The 23,278-nt window shown below is 67.1% G+C and carries 22 protein-coding genes and 2 pseudogenes; 18 read left to right on the plus strand and 6 right to left on the minus strand.

Translation table 11 applies throughout. The features are described from left to right. Nucleotides 1-66 precede the first annotated feature (66 nt). The 4 genes and pseudogenes from ACZ5AC_RS14360 to ACZ5AC_RS14375 all read left to right on the plus strand — a co-directional run bounded on the left by ACZ5AC_RS14360 (nt 67) and on the right by ACZ5AC_RS14375 (nt 4,203). Nucleotides 67-1,925: pseudogene (locus ACZ5AC_RS14360) on the plus strand (TRAP transporter large permease). A 91-nt stretch (nt 1,926-2,016) separates the two neighbouring features. Next, the gene (locus tag ACZ5AC_RS14365) at nt 2,017-2,853 is read left to right on the plus strand and encodes an amidohydrolase family protein (protein WP_464248260.1); all 837 of its coding nucleotides are present in this window, start codon (nt 2,017-2,019) and stop codon (nt 2,851-2,853) included. Nucleotides 2,854-2,944: 91 nt separating this feature from the next. After that, on the plus strand, nt 2,945-3,691 hold the full coding sequence (locus tag ACZ5AC_RS14370) for a sulfite exporter TauE/SafE family protein (protein ID WP_464248261.1): 747 nt from the start codon (nt 2,945-2,947) through the stop codon (nt 3,689-3,691). A gap of 188 nt (nt 3,692-3,879) precedes the next feature. Then, nucleotides 3,880-4,203 carry an MGMT family protein gene (locus tag ACZ5AC_RS14375; RefSeq protein WP_464248262.1) on the plus strand — a complete coding sequence of 108 codons (324 nt, stop codon included), beginning with the start codon at nt 3,880-3,882 and terminating at the stop codon, nt 4,201-4,203. Between the two features lie 56 nt (nt 4,204-4,259). Here the strand turns inward: ACZ5AC_RS14375 and ACZ5AC_RS14380 are convergent, their stop codons facing one another. After that, the gene (locus ACZ5AC_RS14380) at nt 4,260-4,826 is read right to left on the minus strand and encodes a YqaA family protein (RefSeq protein WP_464248263.1); all 567 of its coding nucleotides are present in this window, start codon (nt 4,824-4,826) and stop codon (nt 4,260-4,262) included. A 205-nt stretch (nt 4,827-5,031) separates the two neighbouring features. Here ACZ5AC_RS14380 and ACZ5AC_RS14385 point away from each other — a divergent pair, with 205 nt between their 5' ends. Together ACZ5AC_RS14385 and ACZ5AC_RS14390 are read left to right on the plus strand one after the other, a co-directional pair. Next, nucleotides 5,032-5,985 carry a hypothetical protein gene (locus ACZ5AC_RS14385; RefSeq protein ID WP_464248264.1) on the plus strand — a complete coding sequence of 318 codons (954 nt, stop codon included), beginning with the start codon at nt 5,032-5,034 and terminating at the stop codon, nt 5,983-5,985. Between the two features lie 113 nt (nt 5,986-6,098). Beyond that, nucleotides 6,099-6,341 (plus strand): hypothetical protein, encoded by a 243-nt coding sequence (locus ACZ5AC_RS14390; RefSeq protein WP_464248265.1) that lies wholly within the window; start codon nt 6,099-6,101, stop codon nt 6,339-6,341. A gap of 7 nt (nt 6,342-6,348) precedes the next feature. Here ACZ5AC_RS14390 and ACZ5AC_RS14395 read toward each other — a convergent pair whose 3' ends face one another. Further along, nucleotides 6,349-7,266 (minus strand): UbiA family prenyltransferase, encoded by a 918-nt coding sequence (locus ACZ5AC_RS14395; protein ID WP_464248266.1) that lies wholly within the window; start codon nt 7,264-7,266, stop codon nt 6,349-6,351. Between the two features lie 6 nt (nt 7,267-7,272). Next, entirely contained in the window at nt 7,273-7,695 is a 423-nt protein-coding gene (locus ACZ5AC_RS14400) for an HIT family protein (RefSeq protein ID WP_464248267.1), read from the minus strand. Nucleotides 7,696-7,912: 217 nt separating this feature from the next. On the opposite strand from ACZ5AC_RS14400, the gene ACZ5AC_RS14405 reads away from it, so the two are divergent. From ACZ5AC_RS14405 to ACZ5AC_RS14440, 8 genes and pseudogenes are all read left to right on the plus strand, one after another. Continuing rightward, nucleotides 7,913-9,454: an ABC transporter substrate-binding protein gene (locus ACZ5AC_RS14405; protein ID WP_464248268.1), complete on the plus strand. Its 1,542-nt coding sequence runs from the start codon at nt 7,913-7,915 to the stop codon at nt 9,452-9,454. A gap of 49 nt (nt 9,455-9,503) precedes the next feature. Then, nucleotides 9,504-10,514, plus strand: coding sequence for an ABC transporter permease (locus ACZ5AC_RS14410; protein WP_464248269.1), 1,011 nt, complete (start codon nt 9,504-9,506; stop codon nt 10,512-10,514). 9 nt (nt 10,515-10,523) lie between these two features. Continuing rightward, complete coding sequence (locus tag ACZ5AC_RS14415) at nt 10,524-11,381, plus strand: ABC transporter permease (RefSeq protein ID WP_464248270.1); 858 nt, start codon at nt 10,524-10,526, stop codon at nt 11,379-11,381. Then, on the plus strand, nt 11,378-12,361 hold the full coding sequence (locus ACZ5AC_RS14420) for an ABC transporter ATP-binding protein (protein WP_464248271.1): 984 nt from the start codon (nt 11,378-11,380) through the stop codon (nt 12,359-12,361). Before ACZ5AC_RS14415 ends, ACZ5AC_RS14420 begins: the two co-directional genes overlap by 4 nt. Beyond that, on the plus strand, nt 12,358-13,332 hold the full coding sequence (locus ACZ5AC_RS14425) for an ABC transporter ATP-binding protein (RefSeq protein ID WP_464248272.1): 975 nt from the start codon (nt 12,358-12,360) through the stop codon (nt 13,330-13,332). Before ACZ5AC_RS14420 ends, ACZ5AC_RS14425 begins: the two co-directional genes overlap by 4 nt. A gap of 9 nt (nt 13,333-13,341) precedes the next feature. After that, nucleotides 13,342-14,166, plus strand: a complete 825-nt coding sequence (locus ACZ5AC_RS14430; RefSeq protein WP_464248273.1) for a M55 family metallopeptidase — start codon at nt 13,342-13,344, stop codon at nt 14,164-14,166. A gap of 58 nt (nt 14,167-14,224) precedes the next feature. Then, a pseudogene (locus tag ACZ5AC_RS14435) lies at nt 14,225-14,502 on the plus strand (type II toxin-antitoxin system RelE/ParE family toxin). Between the two features lie 11 nt (nt 14,503-14,513). Next, entirely contained in the window at nt 14,514-14,813 is a 300-nt protein-coding gene (locus tag ACZ5AC_RS14440) for a HigA family addiction module antitoxin (protein WP_028577874.1), read from the plus strand. A 15-nt stretch (nt 14,814-14,828) separates the two neighbouring features. Here the strand turns inward: ACZ5AC_RS14440 and eutC are convergent, their stop codons facing one another. The 3 genes from eutC to ACZ5AC_RS14455 are packed head-to-tail and all read right to left on the minus strand — an operon-like array spanning nt 14,829 to nt 18,150. Next, nucleotides 14,829-15,644 carry an ethanolamine ammonia-lyase subunit EutC gene (gene eutC / locus ACZ5AC_RS14445; RefSeq protein ID WP_464248274.1) on the minus strand — a complete coding sequence of 272 codons (816 nt, stop codon included), beginning with the start codon at nt 15,642-15,644 and terminating at the stop codon, nt 14,829-14,831. Further along, the gene (locus ACZ5AC_RS14450; protein ID WP_464248275.1) at nt 15,641-17,008 is read right to left on the minus strand and encodes an ethanolamine ammonia-lyase subunit EutB; all 1,368 of its coding nucleotides are present in this window, start codon (nt 17,006-17,008) and stop codon (nt 15,641-15,643) included. Before ACZ5AC_RS14450 ends, eutC begins: the two co-directional genes overlap by 4 nt. Continuing rightward, nucleotides 17,005-18,150, minus strand: coding sequence for a glycoside hydrolase family 3 protein (locus tag ACZ5AC_RS14455; protein WP_464248276.1), 1,146 nt, complete (start codon nt 18,148-18,150; stop codon nt 17,005-17,007). The genes ACZ5AC_RS14450 and ACZ5AC_RS14455 overlap by 4 nt, the downstream gene beginning before the upstream one ends. Nucleotides 18,151-18,585: 435 nt before the next feature. On the opposite strand from ACZ5AC_RS14455, the gene ACZ5AC_RS14460 reads away from it, so the two are divergent. Genes ACZ5AC_RS14460 through ACZ5AC_RS14475 form a run of 4 tightly spaced genes read left to right on the plus strand, consistent with a single transcriptional unit; the run spans nt 18,586 to nt 23,126 of the window. Continuing rightward, on the plus strand, nt 18,586-19,569 hold the full coding sequence (locus tag ACZ5AC_RS14460) for a BMP family protein (RefSeq protein WP_464248277.1): 984 nt from the start codon (nt 18,586-18,588) through the stop codon (nt 19,567-19,569). Between the two features lie 38 nt (nt 19,570-19,607). Continuing rightward, nucleotides 19,608-21,137: an ABC transporter ATP-binding protein gene (locus ACZ5AC_RS14465; RefSeq protein ID WP_464248278.1), complete on the plus strand. Its 1,530-nt coding sequence runs from the start codon at nt 19,608-19,610 to the stop codon at nt 21,135-21,137. After that, complete coding sequence (locus tag ACZ5AC_RS14470; RefSeq protein ID WP_464248279.1) at nt 21,134-22,183, plus strand: ABC transporter permease; 1,050 nt, start codon at nt 21,134-21,136, stop codon at nt 22,181-22,183. Before ACZ5AC_RS14465 ends, ACZ5AC_RS14470 begins: the two co-directional genes overlap by 4 nt. 1 nt (nt 22,184) lies before the next feature. Next, entirely contained in the window at nt 22,185-23,126 is a 942-nt protein-coding gene (locus ACZ5AC_RS14475) for an ABC transporter permease (protein ID WP_464248280.1), read from the plus strand. Nucleotides 23,127-23,278 lie beyond the last annotated feature (152 nt).

Below are 23,278 nucleotides of genomic sequence, written 5' to 3' on the forward strand. Positions count from 1 at the left end.
AGCGACAAGGCAGAGGGAGAACATATGGAACAGACTAGCAACTGCGGCGTGCTGCCTCTTGAAGCCATGGACAGCCCATCCGCAATCAAAAATATATGGAACTGGCTGGACGAGAATTTCGAGAAGGTCTTTCTTGTCTCCGGATTGCTGGCGATCATTTTCCTGATCACATTTCAGACGCTGTACAGATACATCATCGTGCACTTCGTCAGTTCGGCCGGCGCCGCGGTCTGGACCGAGGAGCTGGCGCGGTACATCTTCATCTGGATCAGCTATCTCGCGCTCTCCGTGGCCATCAAGAAACGTAGCTCGATCCGAATCGACATCGTTTACGACAGGCTGCCCCTGCGCTTGCAGAACGCGAGCTGGGTCGTGGTCGACATCTTTTTCCTCATCCTCACGCTGACCATCTGCTGGTACGGCTGGACCCAGATCGAACGCCTGATGGAATTCCCGCAGCACACCACGGCCCTGCGGATCCCGTACATGATCCCGTACATGGTCCTGCCCCTGGGCTTCGGGCTCATGGCCCTGCGCCTGCTGCAGAACCTCAAGGCCCAGGTGCAGCTCTGCGGACCCCTTGATACCGTCATTGCGGCCGCCGTAGCCGGCGCCATCATCGCCCCGGCCGTGCTCGCGGAATACATCGAACCGCTGCCGGCCCTGTTCGGGTACTTCGGCGTCCTGTGCGTGATCGGCGTGCCCATCGCCATCTCCCTCGGGCTCTCCACTCTGGCCACGGTCATCTGCGCCGAGACCCTGCCCATCGAGTACCTGGCCCAGACGGCCTTCACCTCCATCGACTCCTTCCCGATCATGGCCATCCCGTTCTTCATCGCCGCCGGCACGTTCATGGGCGCCGGGGGCCTGTCCCAGCGCCTCCTGGCCCTGGCCGACGAGATGCTCGGGGCCTCTACGGCGGCATGGCCCTGGTCACCGTGGCAACCTGCATGTTCTTCGGCGCCATCAGCGGCTCCGGCCCGGCCACTGTGGCGGCCATCGGCGCCCTGACCATCCCGGCCATGGTCGAACGCGGCTACGACAAGTACTTCGCGGCAGCCATCGTCGCCTCGGCCGGCGCCATCGGCGTGCTCATCCCGCCGAGCAACCCCTTCGTGGTCTACGGCATCTCCGCCCAGGTCTCCATCGGCGACCTCTTCATCGCTGGCATCGTGCCGGGCATTCTGGTCGGCCTCGTGCTCATGGCCTACTCCTACTTTTATGCCAAGTCGCGCAATTGGCGCGGCGTGGCGCGCAAGAGAACCGTCGCCTCCCTCGCGGCCGCGGTCTGGGAGGCCAAGTGGGCTCTCATGGTCCCGGTCATCGTTCTGGGCGGCATCTACGGCGGCATCATGACCCCGACCGAGGCAGCCGCCGTGGCCGCCTTCTACGGCCTCATCGTCGGCGTGTTCGTGTACAGGGAGATCGACGCCCGCAAGTTCGCCGCGTGCTGCGTGGAGTCCTGCGAGACGTCGGCGACCATCATCGTGCTCATGGCCATGGCCACGCTCTTCGGCAACATCATGACTCTGGAGGACGTGCCCGGCACCATCGCCAGGGCCATCCTGGGCTTCACCAGCAGCAAGTTCATGGTCCTCATGATCATCAACGTCCTGCTGCTCATCGTCGGCACGTTCATGGAAGCCCTGGCCGCCATCGTCATCCTCACGCCGATCCTGCTCCCGGTCGTCACGGGCGTGGGCGTCTCGCCCCTGCACTTCGGCGTCATCATCGTCGTCAACCTGGCCATCGGCTTCATCACCCCGCCCGTGGGCGTGAACCTCTTCGTGGCCAGCAGCGTCTCCAAAGCCAAGATCGAGTATATCGCCCGCACCGCGCTGCCCATGCTCGGTCTCATGATCCTGGTGCTCCTGATCGTGACCTACATCCCCGAAGTGCCGCTCTGCCTCGTCGGCAACAAGTAAACCACCCGTACACCACGCCGCCGGACGACCCGTCCGGCGGCTTCTCAAACCCGACCGGCCGCTTGGCCGTCTGGAACAGGAGACTTTTGTCATGAAAATCATAGACTTCCGTTTCCGGCCCAACACCCCGGAAATCATAAACGGCATCAAGAACAGCGCCATGTTCAAGGCCGCCTGCAAGGCCATCGGCTTCGACGCCCGCAAGCCGCAGCCCCTGGACGAGATCGTCGCCGATCTGGACAGACGCGGCGTCGAGCTCGCCGTCATCACCGGCCGAGACTGCGAGACCACCTACGGCTCGCCGGCCAACAACGGCAGCGTCCTCGACTTCTGCCGGGCGTACCCCAAGAAGTTCGTCGGGTTCTGGGGCGTCGACCCCCACAAGAAGATGGCCGCCGTGTACGACATCGTACGCGCCGTGGAGGAACACGGCATGAAGGGCGTGGCCATCGACCCCTACCTGGCGCACATCCCGGCCTGCGAGGCCCGCTACTATCCAGTCTACGCCAAGTGCGCCGAGCTGAACCTGCCCGTGTTCGTGACCATGGCGCCCCCGCCGCAGGTCGCCGGCGCCATCATGGACTACGCCGACCCGCGGCACATCGATCAGGTCGCCCGCGACTTCCCGGAACTGACCATCATCATGAGCCACGGGGGCTACCCCTACGTCAACGAGGCCGTCTACGCCTGCCTGCGCAACGCCAACGTCTACATGGACTTCTCGGAGTACGAGCGCGCGCCCATGGCCGACGTCTTCGTGCAGGCCATGAGCACCATCATTCAGGACAAGGTCGTCTTCGCCAGCGCCCACCCGTTCATCGAACTGGCCGACGCACTGCAGGCGTATGAAGAGTTCCCCTTGAGCGATGACGTGCGCCGCAAAGTCATGTACGGGAACGCATGCCGCATCCTGAACATCGCCATCTGATCATTCCTCCGTGGGGCTCCGCCCCGGCACCCCACGGAGGGCAACCGTCCACGAAGAAACCGAGCCTCCCCGCAGCAGCCAGGAACGCCGCATGGACATGACCCACGCCATTCTCACCACCCTCGCCGGCTGGCTGCTGGGCGGATTCATCAACGGCATCGTCGGCTTCGGCGCGGCCCTGGTGGCCATGCCCGTCGTGGCCCTGGGCCTCGACATGCGCACCGCCGTGCCCACATGCGGGCTCGTGGTGCTCGCCCTCAACATCCAGATGGCCTGGAGCTACCGCGCCCATCTGGACACTTCCGGCATCCGAGCGCTCCTCCTGGGGGCCTTGCCCGGAGCGGCGACGGGCGTACTGCTCCTGCGGCACTTCCCGGAATCCTGGCTCAAGACGGGCCTGGGGCTCCTGCTCGCGGCCTACGCCCTGTGGGGGCTCTGCAGCGCACAGCCCCATGCCAGACGGCTGGCGGCCGGCTGGGGCGCACTGGCGGGGTTCCTCTCCACGAGCCTGGGCACGGCCTTCGGCTTCAATGGCCCGCCCCTGGCCGTGTACCTGAGCCTGCGCGGCGGGTCGCAGCGCGAGATCAAGGCCGCCCTGGGCGCGTTCTTCATCGTCAGCGGCCTGTTCATCGTCGCGGCCCACGGGCTCTCGGGGCTCTACTCCGCCCGCGCCCTGACCCTCTTCGCCGTGGCCCTCCCCGCCGTCATCCTCGGTGGCTGGGCGGGAATACGCGTCTCCGGGCGGTTCGGCGAAGGCCATTTCAGGCGCATCCTCTTCTCCATGATCCTGGTCATGGGCCTGAGCATGATCCGGGGCGCGCTGACCGCCGCGAACTGAGCCGTCCCCGCCGGCTGTCGACGATCCGCCGCGCCAGACCTGCCCGTGCGGCCGTTGCCCGGTTGCGAGGCGGCCGTGGACGATGTTGATGTCCTCGCGTCGCGGGCCTATAGCGCAAACCATACGCCGACTTCCCCGGGACGCGCGCTTTCCGCCGACACCGGGCAGGCAACCGCGGGCGCTCCCCCATGACACGACAAACCTTCACCGAACGCCTCATCGAACTCATCCGGCGCATCCCCGCGGGCAAGGTCGCCACCTACGGCCAGATCGCGGCCATGGCCGGCAACCCCAGGGCGGCCCGGCAGGTCGCTCGCGCCCTCCACGCATGCTCGCAGAAGGAGGGTCTGCCCTGGCACCGCGTCGTCAACCGTGAAGGGCGCATCGCCCTGGAAACATACGCGGGCGGTGCAGAGCAGAAGCGCCTGCTGGAAAACGAAGGGGTTGAATTCGACCCGGTGGGGGTGATCGATCTGGACGTTTTCCTGTGGCGCCCCGAACCGGAGCGATGACGCGGCAGGACGCTTCCGTAGCGATCCAGGCAAGACGACCGACGGGATGGAACGGCTCAGACCCTGCCGAAAAACGACACCCCGGTGACGATGACCCCGTAGTAGAGGTAAAACCGGGGGAGCCTGAACAGGCTGGCCGCCAGCACCGGCCGGAAGCCAAGGCCCAGGACGCCCGCGCCCCAGCAGGTCACGGAGAAGGGGAACGGCGTCAGGGCGCCGGCCAGGACTGCCCAGAAGCCGTATTTGCGGATGCGGTTTTCGTGCTCGGCCGTGAATTCGCCGAGCACGGCGCGCATGAAGGAGTTCCTGCCAAGCCACCTGCCCAGGGTCCAACCCAGGGTTCCCGCCAGCGCCGAGGCCGCTCCGAGCACGCCTACGTGCAGCGGCCACCCCGCCTTGAGGTCGCTCTTGGCGATGACCAGCAGCAGGACGTCGTTGGGAAAAGGAGGGATGAAGGTGTCCGTGACCAGTATGATGGCGGCAAGCCCGCCAACCCCGAGGCGTTCGGCCACCCAGCGGGCGAAGGCTTCCAGTTCGGGCTCGAAGACGTAGCCGATGACTCCCAGGAGAACCAAGGCTGCGCAGAGGCTCGCGACGGTCTTGATCAGTGCGTCGCGGATCATCGGCGCCCGACAGCGTTAATGGTCACAATGTCCGCCCTGTGCAGGATGTTGATCGGAACCACCCGTACCGTTCCGTGCGGGCGCAGTGTGTGGTCGGTTCGGGGTGTAGACGAGGCGCACCGATGACGCAACATCTCCGGCAGGCCGTAACAGGGTGGTCAAATACCCCTCGCCATCCCGGGCGGACGGCGTGTACGCTGCGCACATGTCCGAAACTTCGACCGTCACCCTCGGCTTCACCGTTTTCCGCCCCGAGACGGCGCCCTTCGCCGCCCGGGCCATGGAAGGCCATGACCTGATCGTCCTCGAGGAACCGCGCACGCCCGGCTTCGAGGAGATGCTCGCCGGCGAACTCCCCATCGACGAGTACCTGATGCTCACGGACTTCGAGTTCCCGGAGTACGCCACGGCCCTGTGTCGCGCCCTGCAGGTCCTGCACGCCAGCGGGGCGGCCGTCCGCCAAGTGCACCCTTGGATGGACGAACTCGCGGGCATCCATGAGTTCTTCGCCGCGGGCAACGGACCCGGCGACATCCCCACGGGCGGCAGGCCGTGGGCCGTGTATGCCCGGGAACGGGAGTGGAGCGCGAAGCTCCTGGCCTTCTACGCGGCGGCCGGGAAGAAGGATTTCGATGGGATACTGGCAGCCGTGAACGACTTCGCCATGGCCGACGCCGCGAAGATCTCCGACATGGACAGGGACCGCGCGGCAACCCTTGCGGAACTTCTGCCCGCCCGCGGCCGGGCCTACGTCGAGTGCGGCGCCATCCATCACGACATGGTCGGGCTCATGATCCGGGCCCTGGGGCATGGCCGGGTCCGGACGATCCACCTCATGGAGGAGGCCTGCCTCGCCCGCCACGGCCGGCGCCGCCTCATCCCGCCCGGGGACCTGCTGACCTTCCGCCACCTGCTCGGGGCGCCGCGCGACCGCGCCGTGGAGAGCCTGCTGGCCGCCCGGGCGGTGGTCTACAACCGGCTCATGGAAAAGGACGAGAGCTTCGAGTCCGCCTCGCCCTTTCCGCACATGGACGCCGAGGCGATGGTCCTGCAGATCGTCGGCGGCCTGGGCATCGAGCAGTGCCGCGACCTCTTCGGCCGCATCCGACACCTTTCCGTGCGCGAGAGCCTTGCCCTTGTCCTGCAAAACAGCCATTGACGGAGCATGAACATCCGCCCCCTCCTCGTCACCGGCCCCGGCGCCGCGGAACTCCCGCCCATGAGCGGAGCCAAGGCCGCAAACCTGAGGCGCCTGCCCTGCACGGCTTCACCGTGCCCCCGACCCTGTTCCTCCCCCCGGCGGCCTACGGCGCCTTCGTGCGCCACTCGGGTCTCGCGACGCGCATCGACGCGCTGACCGGGAGCCTGCGCGACGGCATGCGCTGGGAGGAAATCTGGGACGTGTCCCTGAAGCTGCGCAACTTCTTCCTGCGTCAGCCCGTCCCCCCCGAACTGGCCGAGGCCGGCCTCGTGGACGGATTCCGGGGCGAGGTGCTGCTGGATCCGCAGGAGTGAGACGGAGTCAGGAAATCAGATAGAGGATCGCCAGGCCGATCATGGGCGTCAGGGAAAAGGCCACCTGGGCGGACACGAAGAGGAGCATGCCGCGCTCGCCCGGACGGGCGGCCGTCAGGCGCATGCTCGCCAGCAGAAGCGCCAGGCACGGCAGGGCCGGCAGGAGTCTGGTCAGGAGCGTCGTCCCGGGCAACGGCACGAACACGAGCCAGGCCAGGGCCAGGGCGTTGAGCCGCAGGATGGACCGGACACTGCCCGCAAGGCCGAACCGCACGGCATGAGTGCGCTTGCCGTCGGCCCGGTCGGAGGGTTCATCGGGCAGGGCCGTGGCCATGGCGCAGGACAGGGACAGGGCGAGCATGAGAGGCATGAGCGTCCAGGGCAGCCCGGCGAGTGTCCCGGAGTGGGCGCTGAAACCGATCATGGGCAAAACGAGCCCGACCCCGATCATCTGCAGGTACTCGCCTCCGCCCCGATAGGACAGGCGCATGGGCGGATAGCTGTAGGCCCACAGCAGGACCAACCCGAAAAGGATCAGCGGCAGGGGCAGCCAGTTGTGGTGCCGAAGCCCCAGCCACACCCCGGCCAGAACCGAGAGGATTGCGCAAAGGACTGCCGCCCGGGCCAGCTGTCGCCTCGACAGAAGGCCTTCCACAAGCACCCGGGAGCCTCCAGAGAACAGCGTGAAGGTGAAATTTCTGCGGTCCGTGTCCATGTCGGCCAGGTCGTTGGCGAAGACAATGTAGAGTTGGCAGGCCAGGCCGTAGACATGGCAGACAAGGACGATCTCCCAGGAGAATCCATGGCCCATGGCCAGGGCCTGCCCCAGAAGCAGGGGCCAGAAGATGTACATCTGCGACGGCAGCCGCGCGGCCCGCACCCAAGCACGCCACCCAGAGGACGGATCCTCAATCTCCCCCGGCACGGCCGATCACTCCCCCGCCAGGCGCGCGAGAACCGCCAGCGTCCCGTCCCTCAACCCTTCAACCTCTCCCTCCTCGTACCCGCACCCCGGCGTGACCCGCCCCCAGACCACTCCGGGCCAGTAGGGGTCGCTCCTCCGGCGGCCGATGACGTGAAAATGGAACTGCGGCACCAGGTTGCCTATGGCGGCGATGTTGACCTTGTCGCAGGCCAGTTCCGCCTTGAGCATGGACGAGATGGCCGAGGACGCCTCCGAGAGGCGCCCGCGCAGGTCCGGCGGCAGTTCGTGCCACTCCGTGGCCTCGGTTTCGGGGACCAGGATGAACCAGCGCACATGGGCGTCCCGATGCAGCAGGATGCGAATATCCCGCCAACTCCCAAGGAGGTGGCAGTCCGCGGCCAGGGTGGGGTGAAGGGCGAAAGCGTTCATGCGGACACGCTACGGCAGGCTGCGCCGGGCCGCAAGCGCGCCGCGGCATCCTGCAAGACGTCCTGTTCGTATCAGGATGGCATCGTACAATTTCGCATGTACACAACAATTCCCAATAAGCATAAAAAGACGGACACTTTACAGTGCTTATCGTCCGGTGTTACTCGCATTCCGTGGCCTCGTCTTTCCACCCACTCATGTATGGAGGTATCGGAGCATGCGCATCTGGACACTTTGCCTTCTGCTGCTGATCACAGCCTTGGCCCCCGCAGCCATGGCCGCGGACAAGGACACGCTCGTCGTGGGCGTATCCTCGGACATCCACACCCTGGACCCCGGCGTGTCGAGCGACAACTACGACTGGCGGCAGATCTACCCCTGCTACGACCGCCTGGTGAAGTACAAGGTCAAGGACGGGGTCGGCCTGACCGAGGTTGAGCCCATGGCCGCCGAGTCCTGGACCGTGTCCGCCGACGGGCTGAAGTGGACCTTCAAGATCCGCAAGGGTATCACCTTCGACGACGGCTCCCCGCTGAACGCCGAAGCCGTGCGCTACTCCTTCGACCGCACCATCGCCATCGGCAAGGGCCCGGCCGACAACCTGACGGCCATCGCCTCCATGGCCGTGGTCGACGACTACACCCTCGAAATCACGCTGAAGAACCCCTACGGCCCCTTCCTGCAGACCCTGGCCACCGACGGCGCGTCCATCATCAACCCCAAGGTCGCGCAAAAGGCCGTGAACGACGACAAGGCCCAGGCCTTCCTGGCCGAGAACGTCGACGGCAGCGGCCCCTTCAAGATCGTGGAATGGACGCGCGGCCAGCGCTGCGTGCTCGAAGCCAAGCCGAACTACTGGGGCGGCGCGCCCAAGCTGAAGAAGGTCATCATCCGCTTCATGGCCGAGTCCGCCGACCGCCGCATGGCCCTGGAGCAGGGCGACGTGGACATCGCCGAGAACATTCTCATCGACCAGATCCCGGCCCTGGAAAAGAACAAGGACGTCGTCGTCAACCGCTTTCCCTCGCAGATGGTCGAGTACGTCTACGTCAACTGCCAGAACGAGAAGCTGAAGAACCCGGCCGTGCGCCAGGCCCTGTCCTACGCGGTGGACTATCAGGGCATCATCGACCATGTCCTGCAGGGCAACGGCGTGCAGATGCGCGGCCCCATCCCCGACGGCATGTGGGGGCACCGCAAGGATGTCTTCCAGTACAAGCGCGACACGGCCAAGGCCAAGGAACTGCTCAAGGCCGCCGGCGCCGAGAACCTGGAACTGACGCTCATCTACTCCGAACGCCGCGCCACCTGGGAGCAGATCGCCCTGGTCATGCAGGCCAACCTGGCCGAGATCGGCGTGAAGCTGAACCTGGAACTCATGGCCAACCCGACCCTGCGCGACAAGATCGACAAGGGAGACTTCGAGCTGTGCCTGGGCGCCTGGAGCCCGGACTTCGCCGACCCCTACATGTTCATGAACTTCTGGTTCGATTCGGCCAAAGCCGGCCTGCCCGGCAACCGCAGCTTCTACAAGAACGACAAGGTTGACGAACTGGTCCGCAAGGCCGAAGTGTCTTCCGTGGTCGAGGAACGCAAGAAGCTCTACGGCGAGGCCCAGGACATCATCATGCAGGACGCTCCCTACATCTTCCTTTACCAGATCCAGACCATCGTGCCCCTGCGGGCCAATGTGCAGGGCTACGTGTTCAACCCCATGCTCGAATCCATGTACAACTTCGAGGCCATCTCGAAGAAATAACTCCCTGTCCCGGCCGGGCGCGATGCACGGCCGGGATTCCCTGGAACGAATGCGGATACTCGCCTACATCATCAAGCGCGTCCTGGCAGCCATCCCGGTGCTCATCGGGGTGAGCATCCTGACGTTCCTGATCTCCCACGCCATCCCCGGCGACCCGGCCCGCATCATCGTCGGGCCCAAGGCAAGCAAGGAGGCCGTCGAGGCCATCCGCAGGGAGCACGGCCTGGATAGGCCCCTGCCCGTGCAGTACGTGCGCTACATGACGGGCCTCATGCAGGGCGACCTGGGCCAGTCCATCCGCAACCACAGGCCCGTGACCAAGGACCTGGCCGACTTCTTCCCGGCCACCCTGGAACTGACCCTGGCCAGCCTCGTCCTCTGCCTGGCCGTGGGCATTCCGCTGGGAATTCTGGCAGCAGTGCAACGCAACCGCCTGGCCGACCATGTCGCGCGGGTCTTCTCGGTCATCGGCGTATCCACCCCGGTCTTCTGGCTGGGGCTCATGCTGCTGCTGCTCTTCTACCGCAACCTGGGCTGGCTGCCGGGTTCGGGCCGCCTGGACATCACCAGCTCGCCGCCGGCAGCCGTGACCGGGCTCTACGTCATCGACGCCGTCCTGGCGCGGGACTGGGCCCTGCTGAAGGAGGTGCTGAGCCACCTGATCCTGCCGGCCTTCTGCCTGTCCTACGTGTATCTGGCGGTCATCACGCGCATCGTGCGTTCTTCGATGATCGCGGTCCTGGGCCAGGACTACATCACCACCGCGAAGGCCAATGGCCTGTCCACGGCCCGGGTCGTCTTCAAGCACGCCTTCAAGAATTCGCTCATCCCCACGGTGACCATCGCCGGCCTGTCCCTGGGCGAACTCCTCGGCGGGGCCATCCTGACGGAGACCATCTTCGCCTGGCCCGGCATGGGCAAATACGTGGTGGACTCCATCAACTCCCTCGATTTCCCGGCCATCATGGGCTTCACCCTGCTGGCCAGCACGGCCTACGTGGTCATCAACCTCGGGGTGGACGTGCTCTACGCATTCCTCAACCCGCGCATCCGCTACTAGGGGACGACCGTGGCCGCACACCCGTTTTTGCGCGAACTGCAGCTCACTCTGAAGATCCTGTCGCGCAACCCCTCGGCCGTCATGGGCGGCGTCGTCATCGCGGCCATGGTGCTGCTGGCCGTGGGCGCTCCGCTCCTGGCACCGCACGACCCGGTCAGGCTATCCCTGGGCGAGCGCCTCATGGCACCCGGCGCGGCCCACCTTTTCGGCACCGACGAGCTCGGCCGCGACATCTTCTCGCGCGTGCTCTTCGGAGCGCGCATCTCCCTGTCCATCGGCCTTCTGGTCATCACCGTGGCCGGGGTCACGGGGGCGCTCATCGGCGCGACGTCGGGCTATTTCGGGGGAAAGATCGACAACGTCATCATGCGGCTCATGGACGTCATCCTGTCCTTCCCGTCGCTGATCCTGGCCCTGGCCCTGGCCGCGGCCATGGGGCCGAGCCTGGTCAACGCCATCCTGGCCACGGCCTTCGTCATGATCCCCAAGTTCGCGCGCCTGGTCCGCGGCGAGGCCCTGGTCGTGCGCGAGCTGCCGTTCGTGGCCGCCAGCCGCGTGGCCGGGGCCGGGCACGGCTTCATCATCCGCCGCCACATCCTGCCCAACTGCCTGAATTCCGCCATCGTCCTGGCCACCCTGACGCTGGGCGACGCCATCCTCATCGCCGCGTCCCTGTCGTTCATCGGCCTGGGCGCCCAGCCGCCGACCCCGGAATGGGGGGCCATGATCGCCTCAGGCCGCAAGTTTCTCATGGACCAGTGGTGGTACGCGACCTTCCCGGGCCTGTTCATCCTCGTGACCGTCATCGGCTTCAACATCTTCGGCGACGCCCTGCGCGACGTCCTGGACCCGAGGATCAGGCGATGAGCGCCCCGCTCCTCGACATCCGCGACCTCTCGGTCAGCTTCGACACCTACCAGGGCCGGGCGCGCGTCCTGGACAGGGCGTCCCTGACCGTGAACCAGGGCGAGATCATGGGTCTGGTGGGCGAATCCGGCTGCGGCAAGTCCGTGCTCTCGCGCTCGGTCCTGCGCATCATTCCCACCCCTCCCGGAAGCGTCGACGGCGGCCAAATCCTCTTCGAGGGCCGCGACCTGCTGCGGCTGCCGCAGAGCGAGATGCGCAGGCTGCGCGGCGAACGCATCTCCATGATCTTTCAGGAGCCCATGAACAGCCTCAATCCCGTCTTCACCGTGGGCAACCAGATGCGCGAGGTGGTCCGCGCCCACCGCAAGGCCGGCCGGGCCGAAGCCACGGACGCCTGCCTGGAGATGCTCGACGCCGTGCGACTGCCCGAACCCCGGTCCGTGCTGCGGGCCTTCCCCCACGAACTCTCGGGCGGCATGCGCCAACGCGTCATGATCGCCATGGCGCTGATCTGCAACCCCGCCCTGCTCCTGGCCGACGAGCCGACCACGGCCCTGGACGTGACGGTGCAGGGCCAGATCCTGGCCATCCTGGCCGAACTGGCGGGGCGCCAGGGCCTCTCGATCCTCTTCGTCACCCACGACATGGGCGTAGTCGCCCAGCTCTGTCACCGCGTGGCCGTCATGTACGCCGGGCAGGTGGTCGAGATCGCCGATGTGGGCAGCATCTTCGCCCGTCCGGCCCACCCGTACACCCAGGGCCTCATCGCCTCCATCCCGGGCAGGTCCTCGGGCGGCGAACTCTACGCCATCCCAGGCAGCGTACCCAGCCCCATCGGCCCGCCGCCGGGCTGCCGCTTCCGCCCGCGCTGCCCGCACGCCAAGAGCGGCGGGTGCAGCGACGTGGCCCCGGAGATGGTCCGCGTGGCCCCGGACCACAGCGTGGCCTGCCATCTTTTCACGTCGGGGGGGCTGCCATGAGCGACGAACTGCTCCGCGTGCAGGACCTGTGCAAGGCCTTCCCCATGGGCGGCGGGTTCCTGGAAGGCAGGAAGCGCTGGCTCAAGGCCGTGGACAGGGTGTCCCTCCATCTGGACCGGGGCGAGACCCTCGGGCTGGTGGGCGAGTCTGGCAGCGGCAAGAGCACCGTGGGCAACCTCATCCTGCGCCTGCTGGACCCTGACAGCGGCTCCATCCATTTCGAGGGCGTCGACGTAACGCGTCTCACGGGCGCGGAACTGACCCGGGCCAGGGCGCGCATGCAGGTCGTCTTCCAGGACCCGCAGAGCTCCCTGGACCCGCGCATGACCGTGGGGACCATCGTCTCCCTGCCGCTCAAAATCCTCGGGCTGGCCAGGGGCGGCGAACTGCGCGAGCGCGCCGCGGCCAGCCTGGCCGAGGTCGGCATGGGGCCCGAATGCCTGGACCGCTACCCCCACGAGTTCTCGGGCGGCCAGCGCCAGCGCATCGGCCTGGCCCGCGCCCTGGTGGCCGACCCGGCCTTCGTGGTCATGGACGAGCCCACCAGCGCCCTGGACGTCTCGGTCCAGGCCCAGATCCTGAATCTCATGGGCGACCTGCAGGCCAGGCGCGGCCACGCCTACCTGTTCATCTCCCACGACCTGACCGTGGTCCGGCACGTCAGCCGGCGCATCGCGGTCATGTACCTGGGCGCCATCGTCGAGACCGCGCCCACGGAAGCGCTTTTCGAGACCCCGGCCCATCCCTACACGCGGGCCCTGCTGGCCTCGGTCCCCGTGCCCGACCCGGCGCAGCGCCGCGACCTGGCCCGCCTGACGGGCGACGTGCCGAGCCCCGTGGACCTGCCGCCGGGCTGCCGCTTCCACCCCCGCTGCCCCGAGGCCATGCCGCACTGCGCGAGCATGGAGCCGCCGCGGGTCGTCCTCGGTCCAGGGCACGAGGTCGTCTGTCATCTTCACAACCGAACATAGGAACGAACCATGAAAATCTACATCAGCGCAGATATTGAAGGCGTCGGCGGCGTGGCCCGCCCCGAACACTCCCGCGTGGACGGCCGGGAATACCCCCTGGCCCGGCGCCTGATGACAAGCGAGGTCAACGCGGCCATCCGCGGGGTCTTCGCGGCCGGGGCCACGGAGGTCACCGTGTCCGACTCCCACAACGTGGGCCTCAATCTCCTGCCCGAGGAACTCGACGAGCGCGCCCGCCTGGTCATGGGCTCGCCGCGGCCCCTGTCCATGATGCACGGCATCGACGAGACCTTCGCCGCGGCCATGTTCGTGGGCTACCACGCCATGGGCGGGACCATGAACGCGAGCATCGTGCACACCTTCACGGGTCGCCTGCAGGAGGTGCGCCTGAACGGGGTCAAGATCGGGGAGATCGGGCTGAACGCCGCTCTGGCCGGACACTTCGGCGTGCCCGTGACCTTCGTGGCCGGCGACCTGGCCGCCTGCCGCGAGGCCGAAGCGCTGCTGCCCGGCGTGCGCACCCTGGCCGTCAAGGAAGCCATCGGCGCCTACGCCGCGGTCTGCGAACACCCGGCCCGGACCTGCCGAGCCATCGAGGCCGCGGCCAGGGAGGCCCTGGAGAGCCCGCCCAAGGTCGAGCCGTTCGTTCTGAAGGGGGACGTGGAGCTGACCGTGCGCTGCACCACGGCCTCGGGCGCCGACCGCGCCGGCATGATCCCGCGCACCAGGCGCCTGGACGACCTCACGGTCAGCTACGTCGGCAGCGACGTGGTCGAAGCCTTCCAGGCCTTCAACACCATGAGCTGCCTGGTGGAGCTGGTGCCGTTCATCTGAAAACCGCGGCCCGATAATCACGCTTGACGTTAATCATGCGACACGTCATTGTCGGGTCGTGATCATATCCTTCAAATGCGACCTCACCGAAAGGCTGTCACACGGCCTCAACTGCCGTCGATTCTCGAATATCGCTGCGGTCGCACGGCGCAAGATTCGCCAGCTTGAAATCGCGGGCCGCCTGGAGGATCTGCGGATACCGCCCGGCAATCGCTGGAGGCCCTCAAAGGCGACCGAGCAGGACAGCACAGCATCCGCATCAACGGCCAGTGGCGGATCTGCTTCCGTTGGACCGATGCGGGAGCGGAAGACGTGGAAATAGTGGATTACCACTAATGGAGCGAAAAATGACCCAGTTAGCACCCATCACTCCCGGCGAAATCCTCCTGGAAGAATTCCTGAAGCCCATGGGCGTGAGCCAGTACCGTCTGGCAAAAGAGATCAACGTGCCCGCGCAACGCATCAGCGAGATCGTGGCTGGTCGGCGCGCCATCACGGCGGACACCGACCTGCGCATGTGCCGTTTCTTCGGCCTTTCCAAGGGCTATTGGCTCCGCGCCCAGGCCGCGCATGACACCGAAGTCGCGGAACGCGCCCTCAAGGCCGAACTGCAGAAAATCAAGCCCTGGTCAGGCGCGGCGGCCTGATTCCAGGGCGCTGCATCAGTTTTTCCCCACAGCGCCCTCAATCGCCGATTCCGGCAGTCCGAACGGCAGATACCCCTCCGCCATTCTGTCCTTGAGCCCCACGCCGCTAAGCCCCAGCCTGAAAGCCTCTTCCACAAGATAGCAGAGCTTGCGCACGCCCTCCGCGATGCTCAGTCCGCCCTCGCGCACGTTGGAGATGCAGTTGCGCGCCTCGTCCGTGACGCCCACGCGCGGGTTCATGGTCAGATAGACGCCCATGGAGTTGGGCGAAGACAAGCCCGGCCGTTCACCGATGAGGATGACCGCCAGCCGGGCCCGCAGGATCTCCCCGATCTCGTCGGCCACGGCCACCCGCGCGTTCTCCACCAAGCAGACCGGCGAGACCTTCAGTCCGGCCCGCCCGAACATGGACGCGCAGGCCAGGACAAAGGCTTCGGCGTTCTCGTGGATGGCCCGGGCCGAAAGGCCGTCGCCCACGACCAGGCAGATGTCGAAACCTCCCGCCATGTCCTTCAGCACGGCGAGGGACCGTTCGCTCAGGCGTCGCCCCTTGTCCGGGCGGGTCAGGTATTCCTCCCGGCCGGCCACGGAGGATTCCATCTCGACGCAGGTGAGGCCACCCGCGCGCAGGCGGCCGGCCAGCTCGGCCCGGCGGAACGGCGCGTGCACGGCATCCCGCGCCCGGGCGTGATCCAGCCTGAAGGCCAGGCTTTCCGCCAGGGGCAGGCTCGACCCGCTGCGGCCGACGGCGATGCGGGCCGCGGTGAAGCGCCGCAGTTCGCCCCAGGGGTCCCGGCTGACCGTGACGGGCGCATCGTTCCCTTTCTTCATGATTCCCCCCTGACGCCATCCGGCAGGCCCAGCAACCTGTTGCCTTTTTCGATGGGCTTGAGCCGCCCGCTCCCGTCCATCACGCCCGACGACTCCAGCCAGACCGCGAACTCCGGGGCGGGTCTTCGCCCCAGGAGCCTGCGCAGGTAGGCCGCGTCGTGAAAGGACGTGGACTGGTAGTTGAGCATGATGTCGTCGGCACCGGGCACGCCCATGACGAAGGTGCAGCCTGCCGCGCCCAGGAGCGTCAACAGCGCGTCCATGTCGTCCTGGTCGGCCTCGGCGTGGTTGGTGTGGCAGACGTCGACGCCCATGGGCAGGCCCAGGAGCTTGCCGCAGAAATGGTCCTCCAGCCCGGCGCGGGTGATCTGCTTGCCGTTCAGCAGATACTCGGGCCCGATGAACCCGACCACCGTGTTGACCAGCAGCGGCTCGAACCTGCGGGCCACGGCGTAGGCCCTGGCCTCCAGGGTCTGCTGGTCCACGCCGTGGTGCGCCCCGGCCGAGAGGGCGCTGCCCTGGCCGGTCTCGAAATACATGGCGTTGTCGCCCACCGTGCCGCGCGACAGGGACCGGGTCGCTTCGAGAGCCTCCTGCAGCAGGGACAGGGACACGCCGAAGCTCGCGTTGGCGGCCTGCGTGCCGGCGATGGACTGGAAGCACAGGTCCACGGGCGCGCCGGCCTCAACGGCCTCCATGGTCGTGGTCACGTGGGTCAGCACGCAGCTCTGGGTCGGGATGGCGTACCTGGAGATGATCCCGTCCAGCATGTCCAGGATGCGGCGGATGTTGTCCAGGCTGTCCGTGGCCGGGTTGACGCCGATGACCGCGTCGCCGCAGCCGTAGCACAGCCCGTCCAGGGTCGAGGCGGCGATGCCCCGCAGGTCGTCGGTCGGGTGGTTGGGCTGCAGGCGGACCGAGAAGGTGCCGGGCAGCCCGATGGTGTTGCGGAAGCAGGTCGTGACCCGGCACTTGGAGGCCACCAGCACGAGGTCCTGCAGGCGCATGAGCTTGGACACGGCCGCGGCCATCTCCGGGGTCACGCCAGGGGCCAGGCGGGCCAGGGCGTCTCCGTCGGCGGCGTCGGTCAGCAGCCAGTCGCGGAACTCGCCCACGGTCAGGCCGCGGACCGGGGCGAAGGCGTCCCTGTCATGCGTATCGATGATGAGCCGGGTGACCTCGTCGTCCTCGTAGGGGACGACGTGCTCCTCCAGGAAGCGCGCCAGCGGCACGCCGGCCAGCTCCATCTGCGCCAGCACGCGCTCCTCCTCAGTGGCGGCCGCCACCCCGGCCAGGACATCGCCCGAACGCAGGGGCGACGCCTTGGCCAGCAGTTCCTTCAGGGTCCGATGCGCGCGGCTCATGACCGGTCTCCCGCGGCTTCACGCATCGCCCCCGACGGCGCCGCAAGCAGCGCCTTGGCCTTGCGGATCCTGTCGAAGGAGGCCTCGATGCGCTGGCGCGACAGGCGCCCGCTGTCCACGCCTCGGACCAGAATGTCGACGGCCTTGGGCACGATGTCCGGGTCGTAGTCCAGGTTGTTGCCGAAAACCAGGATGTCCACCCCGGCCTCCACGGCCCGCAGCACGGCCTCCTCCAGCCCGTAGTGCGCCGTGATGGCCCGCATCTGCATGTCGTCGGAGACGATGACGCCCGTGAAGCCCAGCCGCTCGCGCAGGAGCCCCGTCAGCACGGCGGGCGACAGCGTGGCCGGGTGGTCCGCATCGAAGCGCTCCAGGAAGAGATGGCCGCACATGATGAGGGGGCTGACCCCAAGCGGGATCAGTCGCTCGTAGGGGATCAGTTCCGCGGGGCTCCAGGTCCGCGAAATGTCCGTCAGTCCGAGGTGGGAGTCCGCCATGGCGCTGCCGTGCCCCGGGAAATGCTTGAGGCAGGGCAGGACGCCCCGGGACAGCAGGCCCCGGCTGAACGCCCCGGCATGGGCCGCGACGGTTTCCGGGTCCGCGGAAAAGCTGCGCTCCAGGGCCCCGATGGCCGGGCTGGCCGGGTTCACGTCCACGTCGGCCACGGGCGCGAAATCTAGGTTGATGCCCAGACCCGCCAGCAGCCGCCCGGTGCGCTCGCCCTCCTGCCACGTCGCATCCGGCGAACTCTGCCCCATAGCCCTAGCCGACGGGCTGAACGGGAAGCCCGCGTCCTCGCGCAGACGGCGCGCCCTGCCGCCTTCCTGATCCACGGCGATGAAGAGCGGGGTCCGTGCCGCGGCCTGCAGCCGTGCGGACAGGGCGCGGACCTGTGCGGGGCTCTGGATGTTACGCCCGACCGTCCTCAGCTGCACGTCGCGGTCGAAGAGGATGACCCCGCCCAGGTCATGCTCACGGATGTCCCGCAGGATGGAGGCGTCGTCGGACAACTCCGCGCCCCGGAAACCGACCAGCAGCATCTGGCCGAGCATGGCACGGAGCTCGGGACGCCCCCCGCCGGCTGCGAAGGCGGAGACCTGCAGAACAAAGACGACGACTGCGCAAAGGACAATCCTGATCATGAGTCTCCCCGGGTTGGGCTGTTCGGAAGGGGCGAGAAAGCCCCCGCCGTTTCCCTCCGTTACGTGCCCGAACCCTTACCATGCAAGGGGTGGCTCCGGAGTCATCGGGGACGGCCGGATTTTCCATTTAGGTCATCTCCCGGCACAGCATTTTCACAAATTGAGTCAAGCATCAGGCCATCTTAGCCCTGCCCCGCTTCGTCAAGCGCTCCTGCTTCACCGCCGGGGAGCTCCGGCCGCCAATGAACGCAATGCCAATATCCTTTTTTTATGGACAAAATTGGTCCGATTGGGCATCAGCCTTATGACGCAAAGCCCGGTCCGTCATCCGGAAGGGCCGCGAACTCCGCCCGCCGCGACTGCCGGCATCTCCTGGCACGCTTGCTGCTGTTTCAGGCCCGGCCCATTGTATCAACCATGAAACGAGAGGACTCCATGAAACGCACCCTGCTTCTGGTCATGCTCGGCGTGACCCTTCTCCTCGGCTCCACGGCCATGGCCGCCAAGATCAAGGTCGCCGGCATCTACACCCAGCCCATCCAGCAGAAATGGGACGCCACCCTGCACAAGGCGCTCCTGAAGGCCCAGGAAACCGGCGAGATCGAGTACGTCTGGAGCGAAAAGGTGTCCAACACCGACTACATCCGCGTCCTGCGCGAATACTCCGAGGCCGGCGTGCAGCTCGTCGTCGGCGAGGCCTTCGGCATCTCCCGCGACGTGCGCAAGGTGGCCAAGGACTACCCGAACGTGGCCTACCTCATGGGCGACACCTTCGGCCCCGACGGCAAGAACCTGGCCGTGTTCGACAACTACATCCACGAGCCCTGCTACCTCATGGGCATGATCGCCGGGGCCATGACCAAATCGAACAAGATCGGCATGGTCGGCGGCTACCCCATCGGCGAGGTCAACCGCCTCTTCAACGCTTTCATGGCCGGCGCCAAGGCGACCAACCCGGCCGTGGAGTTCAAGGTCTCCTTCATCGGCTCCTGGTACGATCCGCCCAAGGCCAAGGAATTCGCCTACGCCCAGGTCGAGGCCGGCGTGGACGTGCTCTACGCCGAGCGCTCCGGAGTGGTCGACGCGGCCCGCGAGAAGGGCATCATCGCCTTCGGCAACGTCAACGACATGAACAAGCAGGAAAATGGCCAGGACGTGGTCGTGACATCGGCCCTGTGGCACATGGAAGCGGCCCTGAACCACGCCATCGAGCGGGTCAAGGCCGGCACCTTCGCCGCCGAGGACTACCGCGAGTGGACCATGATGGCCAAGGGCGGCGCGTCCCTGGCCCCGTACTACGAGTTCGACGACAAGATCCCGGCCGACGTCAAGGCCAAGGTCGCCGAGGCCGAAGCCGCCATCAAGGCCGGCAAGTTGGTCGTCGAGATCAACGACAACGAACCCAAATCCACCTTCTGATCCCAAGGGGCCGGCACATCCCGGCCCCTTTTTTCACCATGTCCAACACACCCGTGCTGCGGCTTCGCGGCATCACCAAACATTTCGGCCCCCTTGCGGCCAACGACGACATCTCCCTGACCCTGAACGCCGGCGAGATGCTGGCCCTGCTGGGCGAAAACGGGGCGGGCAAGACCACGCTCATGTCCATCCTCTTCGGCCACTACGTCGCAGACCGCGGAACCGTGGAAGTGCAGGGCCGCCCCCTGCCGCCTGGTTCGCCCAGGGCCGCCCTCGCGGCCGGAGTGGGCATGGTCCACCAGCATTTCACCCTGGCCGGGAACATGACCGTGCTCGAGAACATCATGCTCGGCACCGAGCCCCTGTGGGGCTTCCGCCGCAACTCCGCCCGCGCCCTGGCCAAGCTGGGCTCGCTCATGGAACGCTTCCGGCTGCACGTGAACCCGCACGCGATGGTGCGCGGCCTGTCCGTAGGCGAACGGCAGCGTGTCGAAATCCTGAAGGTCCTGTACCGCGACGCCCGCATCCTCATCCTCGACGAGCCCACGGCCGTGCTCACCCCCCAGGAGAGCGACCACCTCTTCGCCACCCTGCGCGAACTGGTCAGCCAGGGCCTGTCCGTCATCTTCATCACCCACAAGCTGCGCGAGGTCATGGCCGCCAGCGACCGCTGCGTGGTCCTGCGCCACGGGCGCGTGGTGCTGGAGACATCGACCAAAACCACCTCTGCTGAGGACCTGGCCAGGGCCATGGTCGGCGCCAACATCCCCCAGGCCACGCGCACTCCGCACGAGCCCGGCGAGGAAGTCCTCTTTCTGGACCATGTCCGCGCCAGCGCTCCGGACCGTGGGCCGGACCTCGACGAATCGACCCTCTCGGTACGTTCCCACGAAATCCTCGGCATCGCCGGCGTGTCCGGCAACGGCCAGGCCCTGCTGGCGGACCTCCTGTCCGGCATCGTCGCCCCGAGCGGAGGCAGCGTCATCCTGCGCGGACAGACCGTGAGCCGCCCCACCCCTGCGGCCATGATCAGCGCAGGCGTCGGCCGCGTGCCCGACGACCGCACCGGAACGGGGCTCGTGGCGGACATGACGGTCATGGAGAACCTGTCAACGGAGATCTACCGCCTGCCGGGATTTTCCAAACGCGGCATGCTCAACTTCAAGGCCCTGGCCTCCCGCGCCGCGCAGCTCATGGATGTCTTCGACATCCGCTGTGCGGGCCTGGGCGCGCCGGTGCGCAAACTCTCGGGCGGCAACATGCAGAAGCTCATCCTGGCCCGCGTCCTGTCCCAGGGCCCGCACCTCATCCTGGCCAACCAGCCCACCTGGGGCCTCGACGTCGGGGCCACGGCCGCCGTGCACCAGCACCTCCTCGACGCGGCCCGGCGCGGGGCCGGCGTGATCCTCATCTCCGAGGATCTGGACGAGCTCTTCCAGCTTTCGGACCGCATCCAGGTCATGTACCAGGGCCGCCTGTCCGCGCCCGAGGACACGGCCACCGTGGACCGCGCCCGGCTTGGGCTCATGATGAGCGGCCAGACCTTCGACCACCGGGGGGCAGCATGAGGCTCGAACCCCGCGAATCCGTGGCCTTCGGCTGGCAGATCGGCGCGCCGCTCCTGGCCGTCGTCGCCGCCATGGCCATCTGCTCCGGGCTCATCCTCTGGGCCGGCGCCTCGCCCCTGGCGGCCTGGGGCCTGCTCCTCAAGGGCGCCCTGGGCTCGACCTTCGCCCTGACCGAAACCCTGACCCGAGCCACCCCCCTCATCTTCACCGGCCTTGCCGCGGCCGTGGCCTTCCGGGCAAAGCTCTGGAACATCGGCGGCGAAGGCCAGTTCTACGTCGGGGCCTGCATGGCCACGTGGCTCGGCACCGGCATGATCGACCTGCAAGCGTGGCTCATGATCCCCTTCCTCTTCCTGTCCGGCGCCCTGGCCGGCGGGCTCTTCCTGCTGATCCCGACCTGGCTCAAGACCCGGCTCAAGGCCGACGAGGTGGTCACCACCCTGCTCCTCAACTTCGTGGTCCTGCTGGTCGTCAATTGGCTGGTCTTCGGCCCCTGGAAAGACCCCATGGCCATGGGCTGGCCCCAGGCCGCGCCCGTGGTCGACAGCGCCATGCTACCCGTGCTCGTGCCCAAGTCGAGCCTGCACCTGGGCTTCGTCCTGGCCCTGGCCTGCTCGCTTCTTGTCTGGTGGATGATGCGCTTCACGGTCTGGGGCTTCGAAATCCGCGCAGTCGGCGCAAGCCTGAAAGCCAGCACCTTCGCCGGGATGCCCGTAGGGGCCACCATCATCCGCACCGCGCTCCTGAGCGGCGGCCTCGCTGCCATGGCCGGGGTCAGCGAACTGTGCGGCGTCAAAGGCTACCTGACCCTCGATCTGTCGCCCGGCTTCGGCTATTCCGGCATCGTCGTGGCCATGCTCGCCGCCCTGCACCCCCTGGGCGTGGTCCTCTCGGCCGTGTTCATCGCGATCATCTACATCGGGGCCGACTCCATGAGCCGCGCCATCACCATCTCCAACTACATCGCCGACGTGACCACGGCCGTGAGCCTGCTCACGGTCCTTTTGGCCATGTTCCTGACCCGCTACCGCATCCGCTGGAAATAACATGGACATCCTCTCCCTCGTCTTCGAAACCGGATTCTGGCTGGCCACCGTGCGCATGGCCACCCCGCTCATCTTCGGCACCATGGGCGAGCTGATCTGCGAACGGGCCGGCGTCCTGAACCTTGGCATCGAGGGCATCATGGCCGCGGGCTGCATGTCCGGCTGGACCTGGGTCTACCTCGGCGGCACCCTCTGGGGCGGCGTGCTCTTCGCGGCCTGCGTCGGCGCGGCCCTCGGGCTCCTGCACGCCGTCTTCACCGTGCATCTGGGCCTGTCCCAGCACGTCACGGGCCTGGGCATCACCATGCTCGGCGCGAGCCTCAGCTCCTTCGCCTTCCGCATGATCCTGCCCCAGGTCACCACCCCACCCAAGATCGTCCCCTTCGCGCCGCTGGACATCCCCGTGCTCTCCACCCTGCCCTTCATCGGCCCGGTCCTCTTCAGCCAGACAGCCCTCACGCTCACGGCCTTCATCCTCGTCGCCGTCACCGCCTACGTCCTGCTGCGCACGCCCCTGGGCCTGGCCCTGCGCATGGTCGGCGAAAACCCGCTGGCCGCCGAAGCCCAGGGCCTCTCCGTCCTGGGCCTGCGCACCGGCGCGGTCATGGCCGGCTCCGCCCTCATGGCCGTGGGCGGCGCATTCCTGACGCTGGCCGCCTTCGACGCCTTCTACATCGGCATGGTCAACGGACGCGGCTGGATCTGCATCGCGCTTGTCGTCTTCTCGTCCTGGAAACCGGGCAAGGCGCTCATCGGCACGCTCCTCTTCGCCGCCTTCGACGCCATCCAGATGCGCGTCCAACAACAATCCGTCTCCGCCATCCCCTACCAATTCTACCTCATGCTCCCCTATATCTGCTCCATCCTCGCCCTCATCACCATGTCCCGCAAAGCCGCCTACCCCAAGGCCTTGCTGGTTCCCTTCCGCAAAGGGGAGCGGTAGTGGAGGAAGAGACGCGGGGCGCTGCCCCGCACCCCGCAAGGGGCGCGCCCCTTGACCCAATTATTGGGGTGCAGGGGATCATCCCCTGCCCGCCGGAGGCTTCTTTTCTTGAAATATCGCGCCGGTTGAATGCGGGGCTCCGCCCCGCGCCC

It is taken from the genome of Desulfomicrobium aestuarii (assembly GCF_055385525.1).

Excerpts from the sequence above, each read along its gene's own strand:
- ACZ5AC_RS14365 (WP_464248260.1), top strand. The coding sequence starts at position 2,017 with ATGAAAATCATAGACTTCCGTTTCCGGCCCAACACCCCGGAAATCATA.
- ACZ5AC_RS14370 (WP_464248261.1), top strand. The coding sequence starts at position 2,945 with ATGGACATGACCCACGCCATTCTCACCACCCTCGCCGGCTGGCTGCTG.
- ACZ5AC_RS14375 (WP_464248262.1), top strand. The coding sequence starts at position 3,880 with ATGACACGACAAACCTTCACCGAACGCCTCATCGAACTCATCCGGCGC.
- ACZ5AC_RS14380 (WP_464248263.1), bottom strand. The coding sequence starts at position 4,826 with ATGATCCGCGACGCACTGATCAAGACCGTCGCGAGCCTCTGCGCAGCC.
- ACZ5AC_RS14385 (WP_464248264.1), top strand. The coding sequence starts at position 5,032 with ATGTCCGAAACTTCGACCGTCACCCTCGGCTTCACCGTTTTCCGCCCC.
- ACZ5AC_RS14400 (WP_464248267.1), bottom strand. The coding sequence starts at position 7,695 with ATGAACGCTTTCGCCCTTCACCCCACCCTGGCCGCGGACTGCCACCTC.
- ACZ5AC_RS14405 (WP_464248268.1), top strand. The coding sequence starts at position 7,913 with ATGCGCATCTGGACACTTTGCCTTCTGCTGCTGATCACAGCCTTGGCC.
- ACZ5AC_RS14410 (WP_464248269.1), top strand. The coding sequence starts at position 9,504 with ATGCGGATACTCGCCTACATCATCAAGCGCGTCCTGGCAGCCATCCCG.
- ACZ5AC_RS14420 (WP_464248271.1), top strand. The coding sequence starts at position 11,378 with ATGAGCGCCCCGCTCCTCGACATCCGCGACCTCTCGGTCAGCTTCGAC.
- ACZ5AC_RS14425 (WP_464248272.1), top strand. The coding sequence starts at position 12,358 with ATGAGCGACGAACTGCTCCGCGTGCAGGACCTGTGCAAGGCCTTCCCC.
- ACZ5AC_RS14430 (WP_464248273.1), top strand. The coding sequence starts at position 13,342 with ATGAAAATCTACATCAGCGCAGATATTGAAGGCGTCGGCGGCGTGGCC.
- ACZ5AC_RS14440 (WP_028577874.1), top strand. The coding sequence starts at position 14,514 with ATGACCCAGTTAGCACCCATCACTCCCGGCGAAATCCTCCTGGAAGAA.
- eutC (WP_464248274.1), bottom strand. The coding sequence starts at position 15,644 with ATGAAGAAAGGGAACGATGCGCCCGTCACGGTCAGCCGGGACCCCTGG.
- ACZ5AC_RS14450 (WP_464248275.1), bottom strand. The coding sequence starts at position 17,008 with ATGAGCCGCGCGCATCGGACCCTGAAGGAACTGCTGGCCAAGGCGTCG.
- ACZ5AC_RS14455 (WP_464248276.1), bottom strand. The coding sequence starts at position 18,150 with ATGATCAGGATTGTCCTTTGCGCAGTCGTCGTCTTTGTTCTGCAGGTC.
- ACZ5AC_RS14460 (WP_464248277.1), top strand. The coding sequence starts at position 18,586 with ATGAAACGCACCCTGCTTCTGGTCATGCTCGGCGTGACCCTTCTCCTC.
- ACZ5AC_RS14465 (WP_464248278.1), top strand. The coding sequence starts at position 19,608 with ATGTCCAACACACCCGTGCTGCGGCTTCGCGGCATCACCAAACATTTC.
- ACZ5AC_RS14470 (WP_464248279.1), top strand. The coding sequence starts at position 21,134 with ATGAGGCTCGAACCCCGCGAATCCGTGGCCTTCGGCTGGCAGATCGGC.
- ACZ5AC_RS14475 (WP_464248280.1), top strand. The coding sequence starts at position 22,185 with ATGGACATCCTCTCCCTCGTCTTCGAAACCGGATTCTGGCTGGCCACC.